Raw genomic sequence first — 22,997 nt, forward strand, 5'->3', positions numbered from 1 at the left:
GAAGCCGTGGGGTTCGGCGCACCGGACGGCTGCGCGCCCGGCCGTGCCGGACTGCCACCCCCCATACCCGCGATGTCTCCTCAGAACCCTCCTGACCTGCGAAATCCGGCTACTTGGCGGACAGGATCCGGCGCTTGAACTTGGGATGCTCGGTCTCCCAGTAGCGCCAGCCCTCGACGCGGGCGGGCACGTTCGCCACGCCGGCGGCCACCTTGCGGCGGTCGCAGGTGCCGAGGACGGACCAGGCCGACCAGCCGATGCGGTAACCGAAAACGCGGTACCACATGTTGCCGTATTTGCCCGGCGTGACTTCCCTGGTGTATTCGTGCCCGGTGAAGACCATGTGCCGCTCTTCGAGGTGCGGCAGGCCGAGCCGGCGCAGGGCCTCCACCACCGACTTGGTGTCGGTGACGTCGTCCACCGTCCGCGCTCTGCTTTTCTCCAGCGACTTGGTCTTCTCGTTCTCGGCTTCGAGGAAGGCGAGCACCTCGTGCTCGCGCGTGACCGACACCGTCATCGAGCCGCCGGGGCCGTCGATGTAGCGGGTGCGGGGCAGGAAGAAGTTGCGCGGCGAGAGCTTGTGGATCCGCCAGAAAGTGCGCGGCCTGCAGTTACGCCCGCCGTCCTCGTCCCTCCTGCCGGTGTGGAAGCCCCTGTCGCTGTGGATGCCCTTGAACTTGCGCAGGTGTCGGTCGTCGCGGTCGTCCGCGCTCGCCGCCGGTGCCATGGTGACCGCCAGCGCCACCGTGAGCAGCCCGTGCACCGCCGGCCTCGCCATTTTTCTCATTGGGGTGAGCATTTACCGTTCCTTTCGGAATACGACCCATGGTCGCCAGACCGGTACGATGCTTACAGTTGCCGCGAGCCGAGTGACAACGCCACGCCGCAGGTCAATATCCCGCACCAGGGAAAGAATCCCTGAAAATGCGTTCGCCGCTCGTGGCTATTTCGTAAAGAAAAAGTAGTGTCCCCGCCTATAGGCGCCTCTATGCACCCTGCGTGACGTGTCGGATTCGTCGGGTGATGTCGCCATATCCATTTGGGCGTGCGTTGAGGAGAATCGAACGCACCCTACGTACCTCCCTACGGCAGTTACCGGGTTTCGGGAGGTACGTAATGCACCGCAGAGTCGCCCTGCTCCCCGCCGTCGCGCTCGCCCTCGCGGGCGCCCTGGCCCCCGTGGGCACCGCGAACGCCGGCACGGCCGGCGGGCCGGACTTCAGGCGGCCCGCCGGGTGGACGGCGACGGATTCCTGGCGCGAGCGCAGGACCGTCTCGCAGTACTGGAGCACCAACCGCATGCTCGCGGCCCAGCCGCTGAACGCCCCCGCCCCGCGGCGCAACCAGTGGCGCGGCCCGTCCCGGGGCAACCCCTGGTCCACCCAGGGCACCCGCGCCGCGGGCAGCCGCGGCTCGTCCTGGTACGAACGCGGCAACCAGGGCACCGGCAACCGGGGAACCGGCGGGCAGGGGACGGGCGGACAGGGCACGGGCGGACAGGGCACGGGCGGACAGGGAACAGGTGGCCAGGGAACAGGTGGCCAGGGAACAGGTGGCCAGGGCAACGGCAACCAAGGGAACGGCAACGGCAACCAGCAGCGGACCGCCGTCAACAACAGCCCCGGCCTGCGCTGGACCGACGGCGGCGCGGTCGTCCGCACCACCGGCCGGGTCTTCTTCACCACCGCCGACGGCCGCAACTCCTCCTGCTCCGGCTCGGCCGTGACCAGCGCGAACGAGAGCGTCGTCATCACCGCGGGCCACTGCGTCAAGCTGAACGGCGCCGCGCACCGCAACTGGGTGTTCGTCCCCGCCTTCGACAACGGCCGACGGCCGTTCGGCACGTGGGTGGGCACCAGGATGTTCACCACCCCGCAGTGGAACGCCCGCGAGGACATCAACTTCGACGTGGCCGCCGTCGTGGTGGCGCCGCTCAACGGGCGCACGCTGACCGACGTCGTCGGCGGGCAGGGCGTGGCCTTCAACCAGGCCAGGCAGCAGCAGATGTTCTCCTTCGGATATCCGGCGGCCGAGCCGTTCGACGGGTCGCGGCTGATCTACTGCAGCGGGCGCGCGTTCAACGACACGGTGATGACGCAGGACCAGGGGCTGCGGTGCAACATGACCGGCGGCTCCAGCGGCGGTCCCTGGTTCCAGAGCTTCGACGCGGCCACCGGGCTCGGCTCGCTGAACTCGGTGAACAGCTTCACCTATAACTTCGCGCCCGGTTTCATGTTCGGCCCGTTCTTCGGCGACGAGGCGATGGCCGCCTACCGCGCCGCGCAGAACGCCGACGCGGTCTGACCTCCGACCGAAGCGACGGCGCGGTCCGAGCGCCGACCGGAGCGGCGGCGCGGTCCGAGCGCCGACCGGAGCGGCGGCGCGGTCCGAGCGCCGGTCGGCGGGCCGGGGTGATTCGCCCGCCGGTCGGCGGGCCGGGGTGATTCGCCCGCCGGTCGGCGGGCCGGGGTGATTCGCGCGGCGGGCGGCGGGCCGGGGTGGTGACGCGCGTGCTCGGGGCGGGCGTCGCCGGTGCGGCATGATGGCTCAGGGAGGGCCGCCATGCCGCACACCGCCGACCCGCTGGAGCTGCTCCAGGCACTCGTCGCCATCGACTCGGTCAACCCCGCCCTGTCCCCGGGCGGCGCGGGTGAGCAGGCCGCCGCCGACTTCTGCGGGCGGTGGCTGGGCGAGCGCGGGTTCGAGGTCCACCGGCTGGAGCGCCGGCCGGGCCGCCCGTCGGTGGTGGGCGTGCTCAAGGGCACCGGCGGTGGCCGGTCCATCATGCTGAACGGGCATCTCGACACGGTCGCCTACGGCACGTACGAGGGCGACCCGCTGAGCCCGCGCGTCGAGGACGGCCCTGTCCATGGCCCTGTCCATGGCCGCGTCTATGGCCGCGTCTATGGCAGGGGCGCCTTCGACATGAAGAGCGGCGTCGCCGCCATGCTGGCCGCCGCCGCCCGCGCCACCGCGGCGGGGCGGCTGCGCGGCGACGTCATCGTGGCCTGCGTCGCCGACGAGGAGCACGCCAGCTCCGGCACCGAGGAGGTCCTTGAGCGGTTCACCGCCGACGGGGCCGTGGTGACGGAGCCGAGCATGCTGGAGGTGACGCTGGCGCACAAGGGCTTCGCCTGGTTCGAGGTCGACGTGCTGGGCCGCGCCGCCCACGGCTCGCGTCCCGATCTCGGAATCGACGCGATAGCCAAGGCCGGTCACTTCCTCGTCGCGCTGGAGGAGCTGGGCGCCCGGCTGGCGGCGGCGGGCGGGCACCCGCTCCTGGGCCCCGGCACCGTACACGCGTCGATGATCGACGGCGGCGAAGGGCCATCGACGTATCCTGCGCGATGCCGGATTACGGTCGAGCGCCGCACGGTGCCGGGCGAGCCGGCCGCGGCCGTACGCGACGAGCTGGCCGCGATCCTCGACCGCCTGGCCGCCACCGTGCCCGGCTTCCGTTACGAGCTGCGCGCGGGCCTGCATCGCGAGCCCTTCGAGGCCGACCCGGGCGCGCCGATCACGCGGGTGCTGCTCGCCCAGGCGGAGCGGGTGCTCGGCCGCCCGCCGGTGATCAGGGCGGAGCCGTTCTGGACCGACTGCGCGCTGCTCGCCGCGGCCGGCATCCCGTGCCTGCTCTTCGGCGTCTCGGGCGGCGGCGCGCACGCCGACGAGGAGTGGGCCGACATCGCCGCGTTGCACCAGGTCACCGACGTCCTGACCGGCACCGTCACGGAGTTCTGCGCCGGCTGAGCGGCCTCGGAGCGACGGCTGGACGCGGCCGCGACCGGCCCCGCACCCACCACTGGCCGGTCGCTCGTCACGCCCCCGCCGCCCCACAGGTCATGAAAAATCAGGGCATTGACGAAAATTCCTTACATGGTACTCATAGATCGAGTCGGAAACCTTCAACCCCTCGCAGAGACCGTCCACAAGCGCACCCAAGGAGGACGCGCATGGCGCGAAGCAAGGCCACCGACCCGCCCGCCGACTTACTCGGCCCCGTCCAAGGAGAGGTCTCCTGGTTCTGCTGCGGCACCGCATGGGGCCCGTGCAGCAGCACCGGCAAGGGAGCCTGCGGCACCTGCAACTCCGGCAGTCTCCAGCACGCCTGGCCCAACGCCTCCGACGCGTGCTGGTCCATCACCCGTCCCGACCGCTGCGGTGTCAGCCTGTCGCGCAGGACGTGCGGCTTCCGGCACCGCATCACCTCGTTGTGCGGCGGCGGCAGCGTCGTCACCGCGATCGCGGACTGCGGCCCGCAGACCGACCTGTTCTGCGGTGAGCGCAGCTGCTGCGGCGCGACCTGCGCCAACAACCGCCTGATCGACCTGACGCCCGCCGCCTACAGCCAGATCGCCAGCCTCTCATCCGGCCTGCGGCCGGCCGAGATCTCGACGCCCTGAGGGACGGTGATCACAGTGCCAAGCAGACGAGACGTGCTGAGGTCGGCCGTGCTCGGCGGCGGCGCGAGCGTGGTCGCGGCGACCGCGATGGGCTCGCTCGGCCCCGAGGCGGCCTTCGCGACCGCCGCACCCGCCCAGAAGGTCGAGCCGGGAGCACCGGACCCGGACTTCGCCGAGGGCCGGATCCGCTCGATCAAGGACAACACCCTGCTTGTCCTGGGCTCCAACATGGTGCTCCACACGATCAGAGTGGTGGACGGCACCAGCCTGTGGAAGCTCGGCCCCGTCGGGTTCGACCAGGCCAAGCCGGGCGACGGCCTGTACGCCAGAGGCGTGCGGATGCCGGACGGCATGCTGGCCGCCGAGTCGGTGTGGCTGAACATCGTCAACATCAAGGGCCACATCACCAACATCAAGGGCCAGACCTTCCACCTCGACCACAACGGGCACGAAGTGCTGTGCCACGTGGTCGCCGGCACGACGGTCGCCATCCACTCCCAGTCGCCGCCGACCACGGACCTGTCGATGCTGAAGGTCAGCCAGCACGTGCAGGTCCTGGGCGCATGGCGGCCCGACACCAACGAAGTGGACATCGCCACGGTCTTCTCCCCGCACTAGGAGGCAGCTCGTGAACGGGATCGCCGCGTCGCAGCCGTACGTCATCGCCTCGTTCCTCGTCTGGGCAGGTCTGCTGAAGCTGTTCAGCCGGCGGATGCGGGCACAGGCCGGGCGCACCGCGCTGGCCAGGCTCACCGGTGCGGCGCGCGCGGTCCCCGCGCTGCGCCTGACCGGGCTGGCCGAGCTGGCGGTCGCGGCCGGGCTGCTGGTGCCGTCCGCGCACCCGTGGAACGCGGGGGCGGCGGCGCTGCTCACGGCCGGTTTCCTCGCCTATCTCCGGTACGCGCACGTCGCCGCGCCGGCCACGTCCTGCGGCTGTCTCGGCACCCACTCCCAGCCGGTGGACGTGCGCTCGTTCGCCCGTGCCGGGCTGCTGCTGGCCGGCGCCCTGCTCGCGCTGGCCGCACCGTCCGGCACGGTCTCCGCTCCCGTCGTCGCCGTGGTGGTCGCCATGGAGGTGGCGGCGCTGCTGGCGCTCTCCTCGGAGCTCGACGGCCACTGGCTCACGCCGCTGCGCCGCCGCCTGGTACGCCCGGTCGCCGCGCCCCCGCAGGACGGGGTGCCGCTGGAGGCGTCCCTGCACCTGCTGCGCCGCAGCCCCGCGTACTGCTCGGCGTCCGCCCAGCTCACCTCGGACGTCCAGGAGACGTGGGACCAGGACGGCGTGCGCTTCGTCGTCTACGGCGCCCATGGCCGCACGGCCGTCTTCGCGGTCCCGCTGACCGGCGACGACCCTGGCCAGGTCAAGGTCGCGCTCGTGGACTGAGGGCGGCACGTACGCCGGACAGGCAGCGCTCGACGACGCGCAGATTCCGTTCGGCCCCGAGCTGGTCATGGTGGGGCCGAAGACCGGGGAGCGGGTGGTCGGCGAGGTGGGCACGCGGGCGGCCGAGGTGCTGCTCGACATCCTGGACGGCGGCGGCGAGCCGGCTCGCACGACGCACACGTTGCGCTCAAGGCTGATCAGGCGCTCGTCGGTGGCGCCGCCGCGCGTGCCCTGACATACTCGGCTTCCGAACGCCCGATCGAAAAAAGGGAGGACGGTCATGGCCGAGGTGCTGCTGTTCCATCATGCCTGCGGGCTGACCGCCGGTGTGCGCGAGTTCGCCGCGACGCTGGAGGCGGCGGGTCACACCGTGCACGCGCCCGACCTCTACGACGGGCACGTCTTCGACAACCTGCCGGACGGCGTGGCCTATGCGGAGAAGGCGGGCTTCGGCACGTTCGCCGAGCGGGGCAGAGCCGCTGCGCTCGACCTGCCCGCCGGGCTGGTCTACGTGGGGTTCTCGCTGGGCGTGATGTCGGCCCAGAGCCTGGCGCAGACGCGCGCGGGGGCGAGGGGCGCGGTGCTGATCGACGCGTGCGTGCCGGTCGCCGAGTTCGGCGAGGCGTGGCCGCAGGGGGTGCCGGTGCAGGTGCACGGGATGGAGGCCGACGAGATCTTCGCCGGTGAGGGCGACCTCGACGCGGCGCGGGCCCTTGTGGGGTCGGCCGCCGACGCGGAGCTGTTCCTCTATCCCGGTGACCGGCACAACTTCGCCGACCCGAGCCTGCCGTCCTACGATCGGGCCGCCGCCGGGCTGCTCACCGAGCGGGTGCTCGCGTTCCTCGATCGGCTCACGTAGCGCGGGCGGCCGCCCGGTTGCTGGCGATCAGCTCGTGATGCCTGACGACCTCGGCGATGATGAAGTTCAGGAAGCGCTCGGCGAAGACGGGGTCGAGCTTCGACTGCTCGGCCAGGGCGCGCAGGCGGCGGATCTGTGCGGCCTCCCGCTCGGGGTCCGCCGGGGGCAGCTCATACTCCGCCTTGAGACGGCCGACCTCCTGCGTGCACTTGAACCGCTCGGCCAGCAGGTGGACGAGCGCGGCGTCGAGGTTGTCGATGCTGTCGCGGAGCCGCTGCAGCTCCTTGCGGACGAACGCTTCCTGCTCAGGACGATCTTCCGAGGCTTTTTCCATAAATATCCCCTTTCATCCCTGGAAGGGGAAATCCTACCTGCCGCTTCACCGGCGGGTGCCCTGGACGGACGTCCGGTTCAGCGGCGGCGGGCGGTGTAGTGCTGGTGGATCAGGGCGGCGGCGCAGGCCAGGGTGAGCAGACCGAAGCCCATGCCGACCAGCACCGGTAGATCCGACACCGACGTCACCACGTTACAGACCGCGAAGACCGCGAGCAGCGCCCACAGCACCGGACGGCTGACGTGGTGGCGGGCCTGACGCATCTCGGAGGTGTGCTGGGTCATCGCGATCTCCTTGCCGTTCTGTGTTCCGCTTGCACCACGAAACGGTACGAACCTCCCGCCGGCCCGGCGATCCCACCAACGCGACAGCCGAGGTACAGCCTGCTGTACTCTTCCGCCGCCGCCCTGACGGCCGCGCCCGCCGGTGACCTAGGGTCGGTGGCGAAGGAGGTGCGGATGCCCGACCACGACTCGCCTGCCGAGCGGCGGCCCGCCCGTACGTGGGATCCGTCCGCCCGTGCCAGGGCGACGCTCGACGGGCTCGAACACCTCGTCGGCGGCATCGGCACCGGCGCCCTGGCGCTGCTCGTGCTGGTCGGGCTGGTCCTCGTGGGGCTGCTCTGCCTCGTGGGCGTGGGCCTGCCGCTGCTGCCCGGCGCGCTGCGCGCCCTGCGCGCGGTCGCCGACCGTGAGCGGGCCCGGCTGACCCGCTGGGGCCCCGGCGACCTCATCAGCCCCGATCCGGTGCCCGACGGCTGGCGGGCGGCCGTCAAGCGGCCCGCGAGCCGGCGGGAGCTGGTCTGGGTGCTGCCGCACGCGACGATCGGGCTGCTCATCGGCTTCGTCGGGCTGACGTTGCCGTTCAGCGCGGTCCGCGACCTGCTCTACCCGCTGTACTGGCAGGTCCTGCCGCCCGGCGAGACGGCAGGGGCCGGACTCGGCATCTGGGACGCCGACACCTTCCCCAGCGCGCTCGCGGTCAGCCCGCTCAGCCTGTTCTGGCTGGCGCTCACGCTGGCGTTCGTGCCCGCCATGGCCAGGCTCCAGGCGTGGCCGGGGCGCCGCCTGCTGGCCGCCGACCCGGCGACCGACCTCGCGCTGCGGGTCGCCCAGCTCACCGCCACCCGCGCGGGGGCACTCGACGCGCACGCCGCCGAGCTGCGCAGGATCGAGCGCTCGCTGCACGACGGCACACAGAACCGCATCGTGGCGGTCACCATGCTGCTCGGTGCGGCCAGGCGGGCGCTGGCCCGCGACCCGGCCACCGCCGACGCCGTGCTCGAAAGCGCCCAGAACGCCGCCGAGACGGCGCTCGCCGAGCTGCGCGCGGTCGTCCGCAGCATCCTGCCGCCGGTGCTGGCCGACCGCAGCCTGCCCGACGCGCTGACCGGCCTGGCCGCGGCCAGCCCCGTGCCCTGCCGGATCGACGCCGAGGTGCCGGGACGGTGTCCCGCCTCCGTCGAGGCCACCGCCTACTTCGTGGTGGCCGAGGCACTGACCAACATCGCCAAGCACAGCCAGGCCACGCGGGCGCAGGTCACCGTGCGCCGTGACGACGCCTGGCTGCGCATCGAGATCACCGACGACGGGCGCGGCGGCGCGGCCGAGAGCGGCGGGTCCGGGCTGAGCGGCATCCGCCGCAGGACCGAGGCCCACGACGGCACGTTCGCGCTGACCAGCCCCGCCGGCGGACCCACCACCATGAATGTGAGCCTTCCATGCGGATTGTGATCGCCGAGGACGACCCGTTGCTGCGCGAGGGGCTCGCGCTGCTGTTGCGCGCCGAGGCGCTCGACGTGGTCGCCACCGCCGCCGACCCCGACGGCTTCCTGAAGGCGATCGACGAGTGCGAGCCCGACGTCGCCATCGTGGACGTGCGCATGCCGCCCACCCACACCGACGAGGGCATCGTGGCCGCCGTCGAGGCCAGGCGGCGGCTGCCCGGGCTCGCGGTGCTGGTGCTGTCGGCGTACGTCGAGCAGGCGTTCGCCACCGAGCTGCTCTCCCACGGCAGCGCCAGGCTCGGCTACCTGCTCAAGGAGCGGGTGGGCCGGGTGCAGGAGTTCCTCTCCGCGCTGCACCGGGTGGCCGAGGGCGGCACCGCGATCGACCCCGAGGTCGTCGCGCAGCTCCTCACCCGCTCCCGGCCCGACAACCGGCTCGACCGGCTCAGCCCGCGCGAGCGCGACGTGCTCGCGCTGATGGCCGAGGGGCTCGGCAACGCGGCCATCGCCGAGCGGCTGGTCGTCACCGACGGCGCGGTGCACAAGCACATCCGCAGCATCTTCGCCAAGCTCGACCTCGCCCCGACCGACAGGACCGACCGGCGGGTGGCCGCCGTCCTGCAATATCTGGAGAGCGGCCACCGGCGTTAGCGGCTCAGGCGCCCAGGTCGCGGACGACGTTGTCCAGGCGGTGGGCCAGGGCGTCGAGCACCTCGTCCGTGGGGGTGCCGCCGGGGATCTGGGCCATGACATCGTCTCGGCTGGCGATCACCAGGCCCTTGTGGGCGTCGTCCACCTCGCCTGCGGGCAGCACCTCGCAGCCGCCGCGGATGAAGACCAGCGTGGCGTCCGGGTGCCGGGAGTCCAGCAGCCGGCGTACGCACTCCCTGTCGATCAAAGACGTCGTGGACATCGCAACTCCTCCGGTCCGGCCCTCCCAGCAGGCCGCATACCCGGTGAGCAGCGCCGAAACCCGGCGGTCCGCCGCGCACGGCCCTGACGAGGGGTCAGCCGAAGGTCGGGGGGCCGCCGTCCTGGCGGGCGCGGCGGATGCCGAACAGCACCAGGTAGAAGGCGGCCGCCAGAGCCACCAGCGCGGGCGGCACGGCCAGCGGCGGGTTGCCGGCGAGCACCGCGAGCACGGCCAGCACCACGCCGCCGAGCAGCAGCAGCGCGGCGGCCAGCAGGCGCAGGCTGACCGCGGTCGACGGCCCGGGCCGCCGCGCCCACTCCCCCTGCCCGGCCCCGTGCACGTGCGGCACGCCGGTGTCGCTCGCGTCCTCGCCGGGCGGCGGCTCCTTCAGCACGGGAGCGAAGAACTCGTCGTCGTCGCGTCGTTCTGGCATCGTGCTCACCTCGCGCGGTAGGTCGTTCTCGAAGGGCTCGTCCGTCGAAGGAGTTGGTTGTCTCGAGGTGCTCGTCCGTCGAAGGAGTCGGTTGTCTCGAGGTGCTCGTCCGTCGAAGGAGTCGGTTGTCTCGAGGTGCTCGTCCGTCGAAGGAGTCGGTTGTCTCGAGGTGCTCGCCGGGCTGTTCCGCACCTCCTGCCCCGTCGCCGCCGGGTGTCACGTCATCAGGTCTGACCTGCGAAAACGCCACCACGTTCGGTACTCGGTCAATGACTGGCAGTGACCGTAAGGTGTGGTCAGTGGCCCCAGTTGGCCCTCAGCGAAAAGAGGATCGGACATGCCGCAGGAACCGCGAATAGACGTCGAGACCAGGGCCCACACCTTCGAGAGCAGCCTCAGCACCGACCAGGTCGAACGCATCGCCGCCGCGCTCGGGCAGCAGGGGGTCTGGTTCGCCGCCCCGCCGCGCCGCGACGGCGAGGCCCGCCGGCCCGAGCTCACCTGGGACCTGGTCGGCGACGAGCCGTACCAGGGCTACACCGCGACCGGCCGCGCCGCCGTGCATCTGGCCGACGGGCACGACGCACCGACCAGGCCGCTGATCCTGGCCGACGGCTTCAACTACGGGCCCAGCGACCTCGACGCGCTGTGGCGGCACTTCAACCAGCCCTACCAGAGGGGCGTGCCCGGCTTCCTCGACCAGCTGAGGTCCATGGGCATCGACGTCGTCCTGCTGGGCTTCGACCAGCGGCACGCCGCCGTCCAGGCCAACGCCGCCGTCGCGGTGAGCTGCGTGCGGCGCGTCATCGACGAGCGCCTGGGCGACGACCAGCTCGTGGTCGGCGGCGTCAGCATGGGGGGCATCGTCACCCGGTACGCGCTGGCCCGCATGGAGAGCGAGGGCGTCGACCACCAGACCGACAAGTACTTCTCCTACGACAGCCCGCACCTCGGCGCCTGGATCCCGCTGGTGCTGCAGCAGCTGGCGTACCTGCACGAGTCGCTGGCCCCGCGCTCCGACGGCCCGGGCCAGGCCGCGCTGATCCGCAGCCCGGCCGCGCAGCAGCTGCTGTGGGGCTGGGTGGACGACGCCGACTACTCGGGGCCGGTGACCAGCGCCAGCCCGCTGCGCCTGGAGTTCCTGGAGGATCTGCGCCGGGTGGGCTGGTTCCCGATGCGGCCGTACAAGCTGGGTCTGGCCAACGGCACCGGCGACGGCGTCGGTCCCGACCTCGCGCCCGGCACGCCGGTCTTCGACCTGCAGCACGAGACGCTGCAGCTGACCGCCCGCGTCCAGCCCGACATGGGCGAGCTGCAGAACATCGGCGTCGTGCGCTTCGGCGCGCCGGTGTGGACGAGCGCGACCTCGCACGTCGCCGCGTTCGACGGCGCGCCGGGCGGCACGCTCGACTCGTGGGGCCGGCTGGCCGACGCGACGGGCCTGCCGATCCAGGACCGGCTGCGGCGCAGCTGCTTCGTGCCCTCGGTCAGCGCGGTGGCGCTGGCCAGGGATCCGTTCCAGTGGCAGTCGGAGCTCTACCACGACCTCGGCGACCTGCCGAAGGACGAGACGTTCCTCGACGCGTTCTGCTGCGACACGGCCAACACCGAGCACGGCGCGGTGTCGAGGCCGCTCATCGAATGGTTCCTCGACCAGCTCGCCGGCTGGTAGGCGGCCATGAACGGGTGCCGGCTCGCGGTGCGGGCCGGCACCCGCGCGTGTGGGCTCAGCGGGCTCCCCGGTGCAGGACCAGGAGCTGGTCGCGGGTGGCGTTCCTGTCGCGGTAGGCCATGATGACCGGGCTCTCGACGCTGTGGTGGCCGGGCAGCCGCTCGTCGGAGCTCCACGCGGAGCCGTTGAAGCTGCTCCACCACAGGCTCTGGTCGGCGGTGCCGCGGTGCACGCAGTAGAGGCGGTCCTTGTAGACGGTCAGCGCGGGGCCCTCGCCGGCGTGGTGGCCGGGCAGCCGCTGGTCGGGGCTCCACGTCGAGCCGTCCCAGCGCGTCCACCACAGGGCGGTGTCGTCGCCCGCGCCCCTGTGCACGCAGTAGAGGTGACCGCGGTAGACGGCCAGCGCCGGGTTCGAGCGGCTGGAGTGGCCGGGCAGCCGCTGGTCCTGGCTCCAGCTCGACCCGTCCCAGCGCGTCCACCACAGAGCGTCGTCGCCCGCGCCCCGGTGCACGCAGTAGAGCTGCCCGTCGTACGCCGCCAGCGCCGGCGCGCTCTCGCTGAAATGCCGCGGCAGCCGCTCGTCCGGGCTCCAGCTCGACCCGTCGAAGCGGGTCCACCACAGGGCGGTGTCGTCGCCCGCGCCCCGGTGCACGCAGTAGAGCTGCCCGTCGTACGCCGCCAGCGCCGGCGCGGCCTGGCTGAGGTGCTGCGGGAAACGCTGGTCCTCGCTCCAGCCCTCCTCGGCGTCGTAGACCGTCCACCACAGGCTCGCGTCGCCCGCGCCGCCCCGGTGGGCCAGGAACAGCCGGTCCTGGAACTCGCCCAGCGCCGGCCCCGTCACGCTGAAGTGGTCGACGAACCGCTGGTCCGCGCTCCAGCCCTGCTCCGGCTCGTGGACCGCCCAGTACAGGCCGTTCTCTCCGGCGGGCCTGCCGTCCTGGCGGGCGGGGACGAGCATGCCGGGCGCGGTCCACGGCGAGACCAGCTTGACCCCGTACGGGCGGGCGATGGAGGCGATCCAGGCGGCCTTGCCGCGTACGGCGCGCTCGATGACCGGGGTCAGCCAGCCGCCCACGATGGTCGCCGCGCTCTGTGCGATGAGCTGCGGGATCTCGGCGGCGAGCAGCGCGGCCGACTCGTTGAGGTGGATCTCGAAGCCCCACCACCGGGAGATCGGCCACACGTCGGCGCCCATCGTGCGCAGCTCGCGCTGGAGGTCGCGGAAGCGCTGCTGGTCCTGGGCGGTGAGGTCGGCGATCTGACGTTCGCTCTCGCGCCTGGCCTCGACCGCCTCGCGGGCCGGGGCGTCCTCCAGCAGCTCGGTCTCGACGGCCGCGTCCACGGCGGCGGAGGCCGTCGGGTCGTCCTGGGCGTGCAGCAGGGCGGCCTCGCCGCCGAGCACGCCGTCTTCCTCGTCGATCGTCCTGCCGGCCCGGGTCTCGTCAGTCATATCCAGCCCCCTGGAGTGATAGGTGCGCGAACTTCGCCATCGTAACCAGGAGTAGTGTTTCGATTACTCTATGGCTGTCTTGATCCCGGTAAACTCGCCGCAACCCCGGCCCATGGGGACAACCGGCGACCGGCTACCTGAGGTGCCCCAAAGCCAGGCGGAGCGCGCCTTCGGGGTCGCCGCCGCGCCAGGCCACGTGCTGGTCGGGGCGCACCAGCGTCAGCGGCTCGCCGGGCAGGTCCACCTCCTCCAGCGGCACGCCCAGCTCGCGCGCCTGCGCCACCAGCGAGGCGGCCTGCGGCGAGCCGAGGTCGCCGACCAGGCTGAAGGCGCGGCCGAGGCGGTCGTACAGGGACTCGCCCGGCGCGAGCCAGCGGTGCGGCAGGCGCTCGCCCGTCCCGGACGCGACGATCGGCGAGCCGGTGTAGGTGTAGCCGAGCACCAGGTCGAGGCTGTGGAACTCGCTGTCCTTGGTCCGCCTGATCGCCTCCGCGACGGCCGGGCGCACCTTCGCGAACTCCTCGTCCGTGCCCATCAGCGCCGGGTCGGCCAGCTCGGGGGCGAGGGTGGCCATGTTCGCCGCGGCGGCCTCGATGGTGTCGGCCGCGATGGGGCGGCGCTCGCTCTCGTACGTGGCCAGCAGCGCCTCCGGCGCCCATCCGCGCAGCACCGCGGCGAGCTTCCAGCCGATGTTGACCGCGTCGCCGACGCCGGTGTTGAAGCCGTGACCGCCGTAGGGCGGGTTCTGGTGGGCGGCGTCGCCGGCCAGGAAGACCCGCCTGCTCGCGTACCGGTCGGCCAGCAGCATGCGTGCCGTCCACGGGTCGGTGGCCAGGATCTCCACGTCGATGTCGGCGCCCGCGAGGTTGCGCACCAGCCGTACGGGGTCGGCGTCCTCGGCCCGCACCCCCTGGGCGATGCACCACCAGGTGTCCTTGAGGTCGAGCCGGCCGACGATGCCGGGCTGGGCCGGGTTGAGCACCCAGTAGTGCACGGCGGGCCCGTGCGGCACCCGGTCGGCGAGGTCGGGGGCGCGGAAGACGATGTTGAAGTTGGGCCTGGCGTCCTGGCGGCCCTCGTACCGGGAGCCGATGGCGTCCCTGGTGACGCTGCGCGAGCCGTCGCAACCGACCACGTACTGGGCGCGGACCTCGCGCTCGGCGCCGTCGGTGGCCGCGATGCGCACGGTCACGCCGTCGGCGTCCTCCTCCAGGCCCGTCACCTGCCACCCGGTGAGCAGCGCGTCGCCGACGGCCTCCCGCAGCACCTCCTCGACCAGCGGCTGCGGCACCTGCTGGCCGGGCTCGGCGGCGAGGTCGGAGCCGACGAGGTCGAGGCCGAAGCAGCGGTCGATCCTGGTGATCTCCCTGCCGAGCAGGCTGGTGGCGAACACCGCCTCGTCCGACCAGGCCACCGCCAGCGGCGCCCGCGAGCGCAGCGTCTCCGCCAGGCCCCACCTGCGCAGGATCTCCATCGACCGGGCCGAGGTGGTCTTCGCCCGCGGCCGCAGCCAGGACACCGTCTCGCGCGGCTCCACCACTAAGCACTCGATGCCGTGATGCGCCAGCTCCACCGCGGTCGCCAGGCCGACTGGCCCGCCGCCGGCGACCAGCACGGGCACTTGCCTTCTCTCCATGGGCCGTCCTCTTCATCCTGATAAGTGGGGGTATGTTTCCGGCGTCGCCGAGCCCGCGTCAAGCCGGCCGACTGCGATGCGGCCATGGTTCAAGTACGACCCCGCAACGATTGATGATCGCTTCTAGTGAACCGATCACCGGGATCAGTACGGTGCTGTGCAAATAACGGAACCATCTCAGGGGATTGCATGAGCGAGACCTCGGCGATGCCGCTGCACATGCGGCGGGTGGCGTTCGATCCGGCACCGGAGCTGGCGGCGGTGCGGGATGAGGAAGGTATCAAGAAGATCACGACAGCGTTCGGGGCGGAGGCATGGCTCGTCACCCGCCACGCCGACGTCCGGGAGGTGCTGGGCGACGCGGAGACGTTCAAGGTGGCGCCGCAGACCATCGCCCGCCTGCCCGGAGCGCCGCCGATGACCGAGGAGCAGCTCGCCAAGGTACGCGCGGGCAACCTCCTCGGCGTCGACCCGCCCGAGCACACGCGGCTGCGCAGGATGCTGACGCCCGAGTTCACCATCCGCCGCATGCGCCGCCTGGAGCCCAGGATCCAGCGCATCGTGGACGAGCACCTCGACGCGCTCGAAGCCGCCGGCTCCCCGGCCGACCTGGTGCCGTCGTTCGCGTTACCGATCCCGTCGCTGGTGATCTGCGAGCTGCTCGGTGTCCCGTACGAGGACCGCGAGGGCTTCCAGCAGCGGACGAACCGGATGCTCGACATGACCGTGCCGGGCGAGGAGCGCATGATGCTCCAGTTCGAGCAGCGCGCCTACATGGAGACCCTGGTCGCGCGCATCCAGGCCGACCCGGGCGAGGAGCTGCTCGGCATGCTCGTCCGCGAGCACGGCGACGACCTGTCCACCGACGAGCTGATCGGGATCGGCGGCCTGCTGCTGTTCGCCGGCCACGAGACCACCTCCAACATGCTCTCGCTCGGCACGCTCGCCCTGCTGCGCCACCCGGAGCAGCTCGACCTGCTGCGCCGCGAGCCCGAGCGCATCGACGCGACGGTGGAGGAGCTGCTGCGCTACCTCAGCATCGTCAACTCCGGCACCACCAAGGTCGCCACGAAGGACGTCGAGGTGGGCGGACAGCAGATCGCGGAGGGCGACCTGGTGCTGTGCAGCCTGCCGGCCGCCAACAGGGACCCGTCGTTCCTGCCGGATGCGAACACCTTCGACCTCGGCCGCGGCGCCCCCGGTCACCTGGCGTTCGGCCACGGCGTCCACCACTGCCTGGGCGCCCCGCTGGCCCGCATGGAGCTGCGCATCGCCTTCCCCGCCTTGCTCCAGCGCTTCCCGAAGCTCCGCCTGACGGACAACCCGGCCCAGTTCCGCACCTCCAGCATCGTCTACGGCCTCGCCTCCCTGGAGGTCGCCTGGTAGTCGCCGACCTCGTTGACCAGCAGGTCGTCCTGCTCGGCCGCGGCGGTCACCGTCCAGACGATGAAGTTGCTCTCGCCCCGATGACAGGCGGCTTCGGGGCCGAGCGCAATTTCGGGCGGGCAATGGTGATCGGCTCGCTGGCGGTCTTGACGGCCGCCTACATTTATGCGTTCGTGAGCTGTCGGTGATGCACTGTCAGAGGCTCGATTTCAGTGATGTCGTCGTCGACGACCAGTTCGACGCGGAACCGTACCCCCATCGCAGCGCCGAGGCGCAGCAGGGTCGCTATATCTGGAATGCCGCCGCCACCCTCGATGCGAGACAAAGCAGGCTGGGACATCCCAGAGCGTTCCGCTACGGTCTTCTGGGACAAGCCTCGGCGCCTACGGATTTCACGCAGTTGGTCTCCGAGCTCCAGATCACGTCCCGCCTGCTCGTATTCGGGGTGGGGCTGTGCATCCGCTTCCATCTCGCGCAGACGCTTCGCCTTGTAGGTTTCCCAACGGCTGTGACCCATCATGCACTCCTCTCAAACACGTGCGTGGTGGTCAGGTCGTGCTCTGCCTCGCACCGCTTCTTGGCGGCGATCGCTCGGGCGATGTCTGGGGCCTGTGTCCCTTCCTGTGCCTTGCGGAAGGCTGTAAGGATCACAATCGCCTTGTCGGACGGCTTCCAGAAGGTCAAGCGCCAGGTCGTACGGTCAAGAGCAACACGCAACTCGTGAACGCCCTCGGCATCCTTCAGTTTCTTCACGTGATCCCCATCAGGGATGCCACCAATGACGAGGTAGTCGTCAACGTTGCGCATGACACGCTGGTAGAGCGGGAAAGAAAGTTCGTCCAGCCAAGACTCCACCTCCGGCTCTAGGGCGATCTCCCACTGTGACATACCATCAATAGTATATGCACTCGATGGTAACTCACGGCGACGCGGCGTTCTCGGCAGCGCGAGGGGTTCCGTGTCAACCAGCAGGTACGAGGCGGAGGTGTACAGCGGGTGAGAACGTTCCAGTCCGGTCACCGGCTCTCCGGGAGCAGCGCGGGCGGGGATACGCTGGGCGCATGCGCGTTGTGGTGATCGGCGGTAGTGGGCACATCGGGACGTATCTCATTCCGCGGCTGGTGGCGGCCGGGCATGACGTGGTCAACGTGAGCAGGGGCTCCCGCGAGCCCTACGCCCCGCACGGCGCCTGGGAGCGGGTGACCACGGTCACCGCCGACAGGAAGGTGGACGAGGCCGACGGCACGTTCGGGCGGCGCATCGCGAAGCTGGAGCCGGACGTCGTCATCGACCTGATCTGCTTCACCGAGAGCAGCGCGGTGCTGCTGGCCGACGCGCTGGCCGGCAAGGTGCGGCATTTCCTGCACTGCGGCACGATCTGGGTGCACGGGCCGAGCGCGCAGGTGCCGACGACGGAGGACGTCAAGCGGGCGCCCTTCGGCGACTACGGCGTGCGCAAGGCGGCCATCGAGGCGATGTTGCTGGAGCGGGCCCAGCGCGACGGGTTCCCGGCGACGATCATCCATCCCGGCCACATCACCGGGCCGGGATGGGTGCCGGTCAACCCGGCGGGCAACGTCAACCCGGCGGTGTTCCAGACCCTGGCGGAGGGGTCGGAGCTGGCGCTGCCCAACCTGGGGCTGGAGACCGTCCAGCACGTGCACGCCGACGACGTGGCCCGGCTGTTCATGGACGCCATCGCCAGCCGGTCGGCCGCGGTGGGCGAGAGCTTCCATTCGGTCGCCACCACCGCCCTGTCGCTGCGCGGCTACGCCGAGGCGGTGGCGGGCTGGTTCGGCAAGGAGGCGCGGCTGTCGTTCCTGCCGTGGGAGCAGTGGCGCAGGACGGTCTCCGAGGACGACGCGGCGCTGACGTACGACCACATCGCCCACAGCCCTCACTGCAGCATGGACAAGGCCGAGCGGCTGCTCGGCCACCGTCCCCGCTACACCTCGCTGGAGGCGACCGCCGAGGCGGTCGACTGGCTGGTGCGCGCGGGGACGATCAAGCCGTAGCGCTCGGGTCAGCCGGTCAGGGGGCCGAACTCGGCGCGGGTGTCGACCACCTCGCCGAACAGCTCCCACCGCTCGCCCTTGAACTCCATGAGCTGCATCGACTCGATGGGGAACCCGTCGTCGGCGGCGGTGTCGAGCGTGACGCCGGGCAACAGCATGTCGACCTTGACGCCCTTGAGGTTGCGCACGGAGTCGCGCAGCCCCTCGCGGGTCGGGCAAGGCGCGGCCTCCATCGCCTTGTGGAAGCTGCTCGCGACGGCCCAGCCGAAGGTGTGGTACGGCACGTTCACGTCGGCGCCCGGCGCGTACTGCTTCATCTTCTCCTTGTAGAGCACCATCTCGGGGTCGCTCTCCCACGTGGGGTCGTTCGGGTCCTTGTAGTAGGTGGAGGACACGACGCCCTGCACGTTCTCGAAGCCGACCGGCTTGAGCACGGTGATCGAGGCGGCCACGTTGTTGACGATGTGCAGCGGGTTCCACTTGGTGTTCTTGGCGTCGGCGGCCAGCGCCTGCGAGCCGAACTTGGGCGTGGTGACGTTGAGGAACACGTCGGCCTCCGACTCGGCGAGGTTCCGCATCTGCGGGTCCACGCTGGGGTCGGTCACCTCGTAGCTCTGCTCGGCGACGACCTGCACCTGCGTGCCCTCGATGGCCCGCTTGAACCCGCCGAGCAGGTCCTTGCCGAAGTCGTCGTTCTGGTAGAGGACGGCGACCTTGGCCTGCGGCTGCTCCTTCTTCAGGTACGCGGCGTAGACGCGGGCCTCGGAGATGTAGTTGGGCTGCCAGCCGATCGTCCACGGGTGGGCGGCGTCGGTGCCCCACTGGGAGGCGCCGGTGGCCACGAAGATCTGCGGGACCTTGCGCTGGTTGGTGTAGTCCCAGGTGGCCGCGGTCGAGGGGGTGCCGAGCGTCTGGAACAGGGCGAACACCTGCTCCTGCTCGACGAGCCTGCGGGCCTCCTCCACGGCCTTGGGCGGCTGGTAGCCGTCGTCGCGGACGACGAACTCGACCTTGCGCCCGCCGATGCCGTTCTTCTCGGCGTTGATGTAGTCGAAGTAGGCCTTGATGCCCTTGGGGATGTCCCCGTAGGCGGAGGCGGGGCCGGACAGCGGGTAGATGCCGCCCAGCTTGATGCTGGTGTCGGTGATGCCGGTGGTCTGCTGCCCCTGGCACTGGCCGGTGGCCGCCGTACCCGTGGTGCCGCCGCCGCTGTCCCGCCCCCCGCAGGCGGCGACGGCGAGCAGGAGCAGCGCCGCACCGCCGATCGCAGATACTCGTCGCATCCCTCTTACTCCTTCCGGGGAATCTTCTTGAGCAGGCGCCCGGCCAGACCGGCGAGCCCCGTCGGGGCCACGTACATGACCGCGATGATCAGCAGGCCGAAGATGACGCCGGGCGCGGCGTCGTTGACGTCCTGCGAGATGCTCGGCACGAACATCACGAACAGCCCGCCGAGCACGGGTCCCGACAGCGAGCCGAGCCCTCCGACGACCAGGCCGGCCAGCAGGGTGATCGACAGGTTCACGGTGAACGAGTCAGGCGAGACGAAGCCGATCACCCACGTGTAGACGCATCCGGCGGCGCCGGCGTACATGGCGCTCCAGGCGAACGCGAGCGTCTTGTACGACGACAGCCGCACGCCCATGACCTCGGCCGCCGTCTCGTTGTCGCGGACGGCGTGCAGCGCCCGCCCCACCCGCGACCGCAGCAGCCCCGCCGCCACCAGGAAGGCGACGACGGCGACGACGAGGGTGAGGAAGTACAGCCACTGGTCCTCGGCCAGGCCGCTCCACGCGGGCGGCGCCGGTTTGGCCAGCGTCAGCCCCATGGACCCGCCGGTCAGCTCCTCGAACCGCTTGAGCAGCGGCACCAGGAAGATCGCGATGGCGAGGGTGACGAGCGCGAGGTAGAGACCGCGCAGCCGCATCGCCGGCACGCCGAGCGCGAGGCCGATCACGAACGCCACGGCCGCCGCGATGGGCAGGGTCAGCGGATACGGCAGGTCGTACCGGTCGAGCATGATGGCGCCCGCGTACGCGCCGACGGCGAAGAACGCGCCGTGCCCGAGCGAGATCTGCCCGGCGTGCCCGACGAGCAGGTTGAGGCCGAGCAGCGCCACGCTGTAGATGAGCACCATCGTGAGCTGGAAGACGTGGAAGGGCGCGAGCTGGAAGGGCGCGTAGACGGCGGCGGCGAGCAGCAGCGCGAGCCCGGCCCACCGCCAGCGCGGGTCGGGGGCGCGCCGCGCCCGTACGGGCGCCCGGGGAGAGGCTTCCTTGAGCTGGATCATGCGCGTTCCACCACCGCCCGGCCGAACAGCCCTTGGGGCCGCAGCAGCAGCACACCGAGGATGATCACCAGCGGCACCCCCACCTTGAGGTCGGACCCGATGACGCCGACGTACGCCCCGGCGAGGGTCTCGGCGACGCCCACGATCAGCCCGCCGACGACGGCGCCGACCGGGCTGTCGAAGCCGCCGAGCGTGGCCGCCGCGAACGCGTAGATGAGGACGCCGCCCATCATGTTGGGCTCAAGGAACAGCAGCGGCGCGACCAGCACCCCGGAGACCGCGCCGACGGTGGCGGCCAGCCCCCAGCCCAGCGCGAGCGTCCAGCCGACCCTGATGCCGACCAGCTTCGCCGAGGCGGGGTTGCTCGCCACCGCGCGCATGCCGAGCCCGATCTTGGTGTGCTGGAAGAGCAGGTACAGCAGCCCCATGGTGAGCGCCACCACGCCGAGCACGCCCAGCGTGGAGAAGTTGACGCTGACCCCGGCCGCCTCCAGCGCGCCGCCGGGGAACGGGTTGGGGAAGTCCTTGATGAGGAACGTCCAGATCCACCCGGCCGCCGCGTTGACGAAGATGAACAGCCCGACGGTGACGATGACGAGGGTCAGCTCGGGCGCGCCCTCGACGGGCCGGATGATCACCCGTTCGATGAGCATCCCGCCCGCGAACGACACCGCCAGCGTCAGCACCAGCGCCAGCCAGAACGGCAGCCCGGCCGCCACGCACTGCCAGGCGATGTACGTGGAGAACATGGCCAGCTCGCCCTGGGCGAAGTTCACGATCCCGGTGAACTGGTAGATCAGCACCAGGGCCAGCGCCAGGCTGGCGTAGATGGCGCCCGCGCCGAGCCCCTCGACGACCTGCTGCAGGAATCCGGCCATCGGCTACACCCGGTACCCGAGGTAGGACTGCGCGACCTGCTCGTCCGCCCTGATCTGCGCGGCCGTGCCGGACAGCACGATGCGCCCGGTCTCCAGGACGTGCGCCTGCTGGGCTATGCCGAGAGCGAGGTGGGCGTTCTGCTCGACGACGACCACGGTGGTCTGCTCCTCTGCGTTGATGGTCTGCACGATGCGGAACAGCTCCCGGGTGACCAGCGGGGCCAGGCCCAGCGACGGCTCGTCGAGCAGCAGCACCCTGGGGCGCAGCATGAGCGCCCTGCCGATGGCCAGCATCTGCTGCTCGCCGCCGCTCAGGCTGCCGGCGGCCTGCTTGAGGCGGGTCTTCAGCACCGGGAAGTAGGTGTAGATGCGGTCGAGGTCTTGGGCGACGGAGGCGCGGTCGCGGCGGACGAACGCGCCGAGCCGCAGGTTCTCCTCGACGGTGAGCGGCATGAACGTGCCGCGCCCCTCGGGCACGTGGGCCACGCCGAGCCTGGCCACCGCGTCGGGCGACCGCCCGGTCAGGTCGGCGTCGCCGAGCGTGATCTTCCCGCGCGCCTTGACCATCCCCGACAGGGCTCTGAGCAGGGTGGTCTTGCCGGCGCCGTTCGGGCCGAGAATCGCGCAGACCTCCCCCTGCCGTACGGTGAAGCGCACGCCGTGCAGCACCCGGGCGTCGCCGTAGCCGGCGACCAGGCCGTCCACCACGAGGTCGCTCACGTGCCCGCCTCCTCTCCCGAGGTCCCCAGGTACGCCTCGATGACGCCGGCATCGCGCTGGACCTCCTCGGGCGGCCCTTCGGCGATCTTGCGGCCGAAGTCGAGGCAGACGATGCGCTCGCAGGTGCCCATGACGAACCCCATGTGGTGCTCGACCACGATCACCGTCAGGTCGTACTCGCCGCGGATCGCCGCGAGCGTGCCGGCGAACTCCTCCACCTCGGCCGCGTTCAGCCCGTTGACCGGCTCGTCGAGCAGCAGCAGCCGGGGCTTGGAGACGAGCGCGCGGGCCAGCTCGACCCGTTTCAGCGTGCCGAACGGCAGCCCGGCCGCCGGATGCCCGGCCACCTCGGACAGGCTCAGCCGCTCCAGCACCGCGTCCGCGTCCTCCCGCAGCGCCCGCTCCTCGCGTCGCACGCCGGGCAGCCGGAGCCCGGCGGACAGGAAGCCGGCGCGGCCCCGGTGGTGCGCGCCGACCAGCACGTTGTCGCGCACCGACAGGCGCGGGAACAGGCCCAGGTTCTGGAACGTGCGCGCGATGCCGAGCCTGGCGATGGCGTGCGGGGCCAGCGCGGTCAGGTCGGCGCCCTCGTACGTGACGGTCCCTTCGTCCGGGTCGTACCGGCGGGTCAGGCAGTTGAACAGGGTGGTCTTGCCGGCGCCGTTCGGCCCGATGAGCCCCACCATCTCCCCGCCCGCGACCCCGAACCCCACGCCGTCCAGCGCGGTGATGCCGCCGAAGCGAACGGTAAGATCGTGTACCTCCAGCATCCGGCCTCCTGGAGAACAATGTTCTGAAGTTGGCCTCAGCGTAGGAGCCGCTCGTCAGGAGCCGCATTGGGCACGGTGACCCAAGATGTTTCCGGCGAGTTGTCTTCTGAGCACAGCGTGGGTCTCAT

26 protein-coding genes are annotated in these 22,997 nt (G+C 71.3%); 12 read left to right on the top strand and 14 right to left on the bottom strand.

Annotated elements, in window-relative coordinates:
* Nucleotides 1-109: 109 nt before the first annotated feature.
* Nucleotides 110-778: a hypothetical protein gene (locus ACFFR3_RS32885; RefSeq protein ID WP_364367281.1), complete on the bottom strand. Its 669-nt coding sequence runs from the start codon at nucleotides 776-778 to the stop codon at nucleotides 110-112.
* Between the two features lie 338 nt (nucleotides 779-1,116).
* Between ACFFR3_RS32885 and ACFFR3_RS32890 the strand changes: the two genes are divergently transcribed.
* From ACFFR3_RS32890 to ACFFR3_RS32920, 7 genes are all read left to right on the top strand, one after another.
* Nucleotides 1,117-2,304, top strand: a complete 1,188-nt coding sequence (locus ACFFR3_RS32890; protein ID WP_345391933.1) for a trypsin-like serine peptidase — start codon at nucleotides 1,117-1,119, stop codon at nucleotides 2,302-2,304.
* 258 nt (nucleotides 2,305-2,562) lie between these two features.
* Nucleotides 2,563-3,750: a M20/M25/M40 family metallo-hydrolase gene (locus ACFFR3_RS32895; RefSeq protein WP_345391936.1), complete on the top strand. Its 1,188-nt coding sequence runs from the start codon at nucleotides 2,563-2,565 to the stop codon at nucleotides 3,748-3,750.
* A 203-nt stretch (nucleotides 3,751-3,953) separates the two neighbouring features.
* Nucleotides 3,954-4,403: an RlpA-like double-psi beta-barrel domain-containing protein gene (locus ACFFR3_RS32900; RefSeq protein WP_345391939.1), complete on the top strand. Its 450-nt coding sequence runs from the start codon at nucleotides 3,954-3,956 to the stop codon at nucleotides 4,401-4,403.
* A gap of 33 nt (nucleotides 4,404-4,436) precedes the next feature.
* A complete protein-coding gene (locus tag ACFFR3_RS32905) occupies nucleotides 4,437-5,021 on the top strand; it encodes a cell wall protein (protein ID WP_345391942.1) in 585 nt (194 codons plus the stop codon).
* Between the two features lie 10 nt (nucleotides 5,022-5,031).
* Nucleotides 5,032-5,787 carry a MauE/DoxX family redox-associated membrane protein gene (locus ACFFR3_RS32910; protein ID WP_379484405.1) on the top strand — a complete coding sequence of 252 codons (756 nt, stop codon included), beginning with the start codon at nucleotides 5,032-5,034 and terminating at the stop codon, nucleotides 5,785-5,787.
* 67 nt (nucleotides 5,788-5,854) lie between these two features.
* Complete coding sequence (locus ACFFR3_RS32915) at nucleotides 5,855-6,022, top strand: hypothetical protein (protein WP_345391945.1); 168 nt, start codon at nucleotides 5,855-5,857, stop codon at nucleotides 6,020-6,022.
* A gap of 45 nt (nucleotides 6,023-6,067) precedes the next feature.
* Nucleotides 6,068-6,646 (top strand): dienelactone hydrolase family protein, encoded by a 579-nt coding sequence (locus ACFFR3_RS32920; RefSeq protein ID WP_379484406.1) that lies wholly within the window; start codon nucleotides 6,068-6,070, stop codon nucleotides 6,644-6,646.
* Here the strand turns inward: ACFFR3_RS32920 and ACFFR3_RS32925 are convergent.
* Nucleotides 6,639-6,980, bottom strand: a complete 342-nt coding sequence (locus ACFFR3_RS32925) for a chorismate mutase (RefSeq protein WP_355412342.1) — start codon at nucleotides 6,978-6,980, stop codon at nucleotides 6,639-6,641. The two genes, ACFFR3_RS32920 and ACFFR3_RS32925, sit on opposite strands and share 8 nt — an antisense overlap.
* 77 nt (nucleotides 6,981-7,057) lie before the next feature.
* Entirely contained in the window at nucleotides 7,058-7,264 is a 207-nt protein-coding gene (locus ACFFR3_RS32930; RefSeq protein ID WP_345391958.1) for a hypothetical protein, read from the bottom strand.
* Nucleotides 7,265-7,438: 174 nt separating this feature from the next.
* On the opposite strand from ACFFR3_RS32930, the gene ACFFR3_RS32935 reads away from it, so the two are divergent.
* Complete coding sequence (locus tag ACFFR3_RS32935) at nucleotides 7,439-8,713, top strand: sensor histidine kinase (RefSeq protein WP_364367295.1); 1,275 nt, start codon at nucleotides 7,439-7,441, stop codon at nucleotides 8,711-8,713.
* Complete coding sequence (locus ACFFR3_RS32940; protein ID WP_345391965.1) at nucleotides 8,701-9,357, top strand: response regulator; 657 nt, start codon at nucleotides 8,701-8,703, stop codon at nucleotides 9,355-9,357. The genes ACFFR3_RS32935 and ACFFR3_RS32940 overlap by 13 nt, the downstream gene beginning before the upstream one ends.
* Before the next feature lie 4 nt (nucleotides 9,358-9,361).
* Here ACFFR3_RS32940 and ACFFR3_RS32945 read toward each other — a convergent pair whose 3' ends face one another.
* Together ACFFR3_RS32945 and ACFFR3_RS32950 are read right to left on the bottom strand one after the other, a co-directional pair.
* Nucleotides 9,362-9,619, bottom strand: a complete 258-nt coding sequence (locus ACFFR3_RS32945) for a hypothetical protein (protein WP_364367301.1) — start codon at nucleotides 9,617-9,619, stop codon at nucleotides 9,362-9,364.
* 94 nt (nucleotides 9,620-9,713) lie between these two features.
* The gene (locus tag ACFFR3_RS32950; protein WP_345391968.1) at nucleotides 9,714-10,052 is read right to left on the bottom strand and encodes a hypothetical protein; all 339 of its coding nucleotides are present in this window, start codon (nucleotides 10,050-10,052) and stop codon (nucleotides 9,714-9,716) included.
* Nucleotides 10,053-10,389: 337 nt separating this feature from the next.
* Here ACFFR3_RS32950 and ACFFR3_RS32955 point away from each other — a divergent pair, with 337 nt between their 5' ends.
* The gene (locus tag ACFFR3_RS32955) at nucleotides 10,390-11,724 is read left to right on the top strand and encodes a lipase family protein (protein ID WP_379484407.1); all 1,335 of its coding nucleotides are present in this window, start codon (nucleotides 10,390-10,392) and stop codon (nucleotides 11,722-11,724) included.
* A gap of 55 nt (nucleotides 11,725-11,779) precedes the next feature.
* On the opposite strand, the gene ACFFR3_RS32960 is transcribed toward ACFFR3_RS32955, so the two are convergent.
* Together ACFFR3_RS32960 and ACFFR3_RS32965 are read right to left on the bottom strand one after the other, a co-directional pair.
* Nucleotides 11,780-13,174, bottom strand: a complete 1,395-nt coding sequence (locus tag ACFFR3_RS32960; RefSeq protein WP_379484408.1) for a PLL family lectin — start codon at nucleotides 13,172-13,174, stop codon at nucleotides 11,780-11,782.
* A 133-nt stretch (nucleotides 13,175-13,307) separates the two neighbouring features.
* Nucleotides 13,308-14,810, bottom strand: a complete 1,503-nt coding sequence (locus tag ACFFR3_RS32965; RefSeq protein WP_379484409.1) for an FAD-dependent monooxygenase — start codon at nucleotides 14,808-14,810, stop codon at nucleotides 13,308-13,310.
* A gap of 189 nt (nucleotides 14,811-14,999) precedes the next feature.
* Here ACFFR3_RS32965 and ACFFR3_RS32970 point away from each other — a divergent pair, with 189 nt between their 5' ends.
* A complete protein-coding gene (locus ACFFR3_RS32970) occupies nucleotides 15,000-16,196 on the top strand; it encodes a cytochrome P450 (protein ID WP_345391980.1) in 1,197 nt (398 codons plus the stop codon).
* A gap of 163 nt (nucleotides 16,197-16,359) precedes the next feature.
* Here the strand turns inward: ACFFR3_RS32970 and ACFFR3_RS32975 are convergent, their stop codons facing one another.
* Entirely contained in the window at nucleotides 16,360-16,716 is a 357-nt protein-coding gene (locus ACFFR3_RS32975) for a helix-turn-helix domain-containing protein (RefSeq protein ID WP_345391983.1), read from the bottom strand.
* Nucleotides 16,713-17,084 (bottom strand): type II toxin-antitoxin system RelE/ParE family toxin, encoded by a 372-nt coding sequence (locus ACFFR3_RS32980; protein ID WP_364367316.1) that lies wholly within the window; start codon nucleotides 17,082-17,084, stop codon nucleotides 16,713-16,715. Before ACFFR3_RS32980 ends, ACFFR3_RS32975 begins: the two co-directional genes overlap by 4 nt.
* Before the next feature lie 173 nt (nucleotides 17,085-17,257).
* Between ACFFR3_RS32980 and ACFFR3_RS32985 the strand changes: the two genes are divergently transcribed.
* On the top strand, nucleotides 17,258-18,211 hold the full coding sequence (locus tag ACFFR3_RS32985) for an NAD-dependent epimerase/dehydratase family protein (protein ID WP_379484410.1): 954 nt from the start codon (nucleotides 17,258-17,260) through the stop codon (nucleotides 18,209-18,211).
* A gap of 8 nt (nucleotides 18,212-18,219) precedes the next feature.
* On the opposite strand, the gene ACFFR3_RS32990 is transcribed toward ACFFR3_RS32985, so the two are convergent.
* Genes ACFFR3_RS32990 through ACFFR3_RS33010 form a run of 5 tightly spaced genes read right to left on the bottom strand, consistent with a single transcriptional unit; the run spans nucleotide 18,220 to nucleotide 22,869 of the window.
* Entirely contained in the window at nucleotides 18,220-19,494 is a 1,275-nt protein-coding gene (locus tag ACFFR3_RS32990; RefSeq protein ID WP_364367322.1) for an ABC transporter substrate-binding protein, read from the bottom strand.
* Between the two features lie 5 nt (nucleotides 19,495-19,499).
* Entirely contained in the window at nucleotides 19,500-20,501 is a 1,002-nt protein-coding gene (locus ACFFR3_RS32995; protein WP_379484411.1) for a branched-chain amino acid ABC transporter permease, read from the bottom strand.
* On the bottom strand, nucleotides 20,498-21,379 hold the full coding sequence (locus tag ACFFR3_RS33000; protein ID WP_364367328.1) for a branched-chain amino acid ABC transporter permease: 882 nt from the start codon (nucleotides 21,377-21,379) through the stop codon (nucleotides 20,498-20,500). The genes ACFFR3_RS32995 and ACFFR3_RS33000 overlap by 4 nt, the downstream gene beginning before the upstream one ends.
* Before the next feature lie 3 nt (nucleotides 21,380-21,382).
* On the bottom strand, nucleotides 21,383-22,099 hold the full coding sequence (locus ACFFR3_RS33005; protein WP_345392007.1) for an ABC transporter ATP-binding protein: 717 nt from the start codon (nucleotides 22,097-22,099) through the stop codon (nucleotides 21,383-21,385).
* Entirely contained in the window at nucleotides 22,096-22,869 is a 774-nt protein-coding gene (locus tag ACFFR3_RS33010) for an ABC transporter ATP-binding protein (RefSeq protein ID WP_345392010.1), read from the bottom strand. Before ACFFR3_RS33010 ends, ACFFR3_RS33005 begins: the two co-directional genes overlap by 4 nt.
* Between the last annotated feature and the right edge of the window lie 128 nt (nucleotides 22,870-22,997).

Origin of the sequence: Nonomuraea salmonea (assembly GCF_042428605.1) — a bacterium.
In the GTDB taxonomy this organism is placed as follows: domain Bacteria; phylum Actinomycetota; class Actinomycetes; order Streptosporangiales; family Streptosporangiaceae; genus Nonomuraea; species Nonomuraea salmonea.

Coding starts and splice junctions, on each gene's coding strand:
- ACFFR3_RS32885 (WP_364367281.1), bottom strand. CDS start 778: ATGGCGAGGCCGGCGGTGCACGGGCTGCTCACGGTGGCGCTGGCGGTC.
- ACFFR3_RS32890 (WP_345391933.1), top strand. CDS start 1,117: ATGCACCGCAGAGTCGCCCTGCTCCCCGCCGTCGCGCTCGCCCTCGCG.
- ACFFR3_RS32895 (WP_345391936.1), top strand. CDS start 2,563: ATGCCGCACACCGCCGACCCGCTGGAGCTGCTCCAGGCACTCGTCGCC.
- ACFFR3_RS32900 (WP_345391939.1), top strand. CDS start 3,954: ATGGCGCGAAGCAAGGCCACCGACCCGCCCGCCGACTTACTCGGCCCC.
- ACFFR3_RS32915 (WP_345391945.1), top strand. CDS start 5,855: ATGGTGGGGCCGAAGACCGGGGAGCGGGTGGTCGGCGAGGTGGGCACG.
- ACFFR3_RS32920 (WP_379484406.1), top strand. CDS start 6,068: ATGGCCGAGGTGCTGCTGTTCCATCATGCCTGCGGGCTGACCGCCGGT.
- ACFFR3_RS32925 (WP_355412342.1), bottom strand. CDS start 6,980: ATGGAAAAAGCCTCGGAAGATCGTCCTGAGCAGGAAGCGTTCGTCCGC.
- ACFFR3_RS32930 (WP_345391958.1), bottom strand. CDS start 7,264: ATGACCCAGCACACCTCCGAGATGCGTCAGGCCCGCCACCACGTCAGC.
- ACFFR3_RS32935 (WP_364367295.1), top strand. CDS start 7,439: ATGCCCGACCACGACTCGCCTGCCGAGCGGCGGCCCGCCCGTACGTGG.
- ACFFR3_RS32940 (WP_345391965.1), top strand. CDS start 8,701: ATGCGGATTGTGATCGCCGAGGACGACCCGTTGCTGCGCGAGGGGCTC.
- ACFFR3_RS32945 (WP_364367301.1), bottom strand. CDS start 9,619: ATGTCCACGACGTCTTTGATCGACAGGGAGTGCGTACGCCGGCTGCTG.
- ACFFR3_RS32950 (WP_345391968.1), bottom strand. CDS start 10,052: ATGCCAGAACGACGCGACGACGACGAGTTCTTCGCTCCCGTGCTGAAG.
- ACFFR3_RS32955 (WP_379484407.1), top strand. CDS start 10,390: ATGCCGCAGGAACCGCGAATAGACGTCGAGACCAGGGCCCACACCTTC.
- ACFFR3_RS32960 (WP_379484408.1), bottom strand. CDS start 13,174: ATGACTGACGAGACCCGGGCCGGCAGGACGATCGACGAGGAAGACGGC.
- ACFFR3_RS32965 (WP_379484409.1), bottom strand. CDS start 14,810: ATGGAGAGAAGGCAAGTGCCCGTGCTGGTCGCCGGCGGCGGGCCAGTC.
- ACFFR3_RS32970 (WP_345391980.1), top strand. CDS start 15,000: ATGAGCGAGACCTCGGCGATGCCGCTGCACATGCGGCGGGTGGCGTTC.
- ACFFR3_RS32975 (WP_345391983.1), bottom strand. CDS start 16,716: ATGATGGGTCACAGCCGTTGGGAAACCTACAAGGCGAAGCGTCTGCGC.
- ACFFR3_RS32980 (WP_364367316.1), bottom strand. CDS start 17,084: ATGTCACAGTGGGAGATCGCCCTAGAGCCGGAGGTGGAGTCTTGGCTG.
- ACFFR3_RS32985 (WP_379484410.1), top strand. CDS start 17,258: ATGCGCGTTGTGGTGATCGGCGGTAGTGGGCACATCGGGACGTATCTC.
- ACFFR3_RS32990 (WP_364367322.1), bottom strand. CDS start 19,494: ATGCGACGAGTATCTGCGATCGGCGGTGCGGCGCTGCTCCTGCTCGCC.
- ACFFR3_RS32995 (WP_379484411.1), bottom strand. CDS start 20,501: ATGATCCAGCTCAAGGAAGCCTCTCCCCGGGCGCCCGTACGGGCGCGG.
- ACFFR3_RS33000 (WP_364367328.1), bottom strand. CDS start 21,379: ATGGCCGGATTCCTGCAGCAGGTCGTCGAGGGGCTCGGCGCGGGCGCC.
- ACFFR3_RS33010 (WP_345392010.1), bottom strand. CDS start 22,869: ATGCTGGAGGTACACGATCTTACCGTTCGCTTCGGCGGCATCACCGCG.